Below are 1,704 nucleotides of genomic sequence, written 5' to 3'. Positions count from 1 at the left end.
CTCGACTACATCCGGCTTTGCCGGGAATGCAGCCTGGATCTGCGCACGATCGGCAACATGCTCAACATCGTGATCCCATCACTGCAGCGCGAAGCGGCAGCGATTCGGGGCGCAGTGAGCGAATTTGCCGGGGAATTCCCTGGGCTTGAGCAAGACGCCGAACTGCTGGAGTCGGCAATACGCGCCGGACTCCAGCGCTGTTCGCCTCAGCCACACCAGCAAAGAGATGTTCGCAGCATGACGGACCTTTTCACTGATGCCCATCCAGAGCGGTGGGCATCGGGAAAACAACCCCATGGAGTGCTAAACGATGATTCGAATTGTTGATGAGGACGCTGACCAGTCTCCATATGACGAAGGGTACGCGTCCAGAATTTCTGGGGCTGATCTTGATGAAAGTCTCTGTGACGATTGGGTGGCAGGCTGGTATGACGCCGACAGCAATCTGCGCTACGAAGCAGAGAACCCGCTTCCAAACTGAACAACCAGCGCCACGACAGCCTGTCGCTAACTGCCCTATACCGGTGATGGTTGAGGTCCTGGGTGGTCAGGACGAACCCGGTTAACCCACCCGATCCTCTCTATGAGAGCGCATCGGGGTGTGATTTGGAGTTTGCCTCGGCGGATCAGGGGCGCCCTGCGTGCGGGGTGGTGTCGACTAGGTAGCGCTGCCGAAATCGACGTAATTTTTTTGGGTTCGAATCCCTACCAAATCACACCCCGATGCGGACGAAACTGCGGCCTATAACCGCCCACCTGCATCACCGGCGAATAGCTCAACCCGCATTGCGCAGGGTCAGCGCCAACCTGGTATTGGCGAGCTACCTTGATCTGGCACAAGCGCCGTGACAGTCGGGAAAGACCGACACACACCCTAACTGGAGATCACCATGCTCCTACTGTTCCTGATCGGCGCAGCGCTCAGCCATGCGCGGCCAGAACCGCCAACTGATGACGGCCTGCCAACCGGTCCCTTGCGCTTCCATCGTGAGCGCTGGCGTTCTAGACCGGGGCTCTCGGCGTTCTGGCGCTGACGGTCCCGCCAAAAACAAGCACAAAGCTACGGCATCTGTGAAAGCCCGGACGTCCAACCGGGCTTTCTTTATCCCGCCTCTACCCGTCAGCACTCCTCCCCCGCGCCCATCGGCAACCAGCGGGAGGCATGAGTGTTGACGAATATAGGTGAACAACCCGCCACTTTGGAGGCGACCATGTCAGCACTACGCAAGGCTCAGTTTGAGCACGACGAACAACTGCCGCCTCCGGTGAGCGAAACCTCTCAGCAATTGGCTCGCAGCGAATGGCTGTACAACGCCGCCGAAGAGCTGGCCAGAGGTGGCAGTGTCGTGTTCAAGCGACACCTACACCCACAGCAAGGCGTCACGGCCTACCAGTTCGCACTGGCTGTCGATGAGTACGCCAACAACCTTCTGGCCGACTGCGGCGTCGACACTCCAGCCCTGGGCTACTTACTGATCGCAGGGATGGCGGGTTCGAGGGTGAAATCGGAAGCACTGGAGCTGCTTGGCCGGAGTGACCACCAACTTGGGAAGCTCGGCGAGATTGCCGAACGCCTCCTTCAACCTTTGGCTGATGACGCTCTTGTCGCCCAGGCCGAGGACAATGAACTGTGAGCCCCTACGTTGAGATCGATAAAGCGTTGTTTGCGCTTGAAGATCCAGATAAGCCCGCTCTCGACGAGAT

General features: G+C 58.8%; 4 protein-coding genes. All 4 read left to right on the top strand.

What is annotated here, in order from left to right; all coding sequences use genetic code 11:
- Window positions 1-327 (top strand): hypothetical protein (locus GIW04_RS30505; protein WP_236479588.1); only part of this gene is annotated, 327 nt, incomplete at its 5' end.
- Window positions 311-481, top strand: a complete 171-nt coding sequence (locus GIW04_RS30500) for a hypothetical protein (protein ID WP_183043807.1) — start codon at window positions 311-313, stop codon at window positions 479-481. The genes GIW04_RS30505 and GIW04_RS30500, both read left to right, overlap by 17 nt.
- A 409-nt stretch (window positions 482-890) precedes the next feature.
- Window positions 891-1,034 (top strand): hypothetical protein, encoded by a 144-nt coding sequence (locus GIW04_RS30495; protein ID WP_158497507.1) that lies wholly within the window; start codon window positions 891-893, stop codon window positions 1,032-1,034.
- A 177-nt stretch (window positions 1,035-1,211) separates the two neighbouring features.
- Entirely contained in the window at window positions 1,212-1,634 is a 423-nt protein-coding gene (locus GIW04_RS30490; RefSeq protein ID WP_120249024.1) for a hypothetical protein, read from the top strand.
- The last annotated feature ends 70 nt before the right edge of the window (window positions 1,635-1,704 follow it).

The organism is Pseudomonas sp. PA-4-8C (assembly GCF_021606625.1).
In the GTDB taxonomy this organism is placed as follows: Bacteria; Pseudomonadota; Gammaproteobacteria; order Pseudomonadales; family Pseudomonadaceae; genus Aquipseudomonas; species Aquipseudomonas lactis.
Note: the sequence above shows the minus strand (reverse complement) of the source record. Positions and strands in the feature narration are given on the sequence as shown.

Excerpts from the sequence above, each read along its gene's own strand:
- GIW04_RS30500 (WP_183043807.1), top strand. The coding sequence starts at position 311 with ATGATTCGAATTGTTGATGAGGACGCTGACCAGTCTCCATATGACGAA.
- GIW04_RS30490 (WP_120249024.1), top strand. The coding sequence starts at position 1,212 with ATGTCAGCACTACGCAAGGCTCAGTTTGAGCACGACGAACAACTGCCG.
- GIW04_RS30495 (WP_158497507.1), top strand. The coding sequence starts at position 891 with ATGCTCCTACTGTTCCTGATCGGCGCAGCGCTCAGCCATGCGCGGCCA.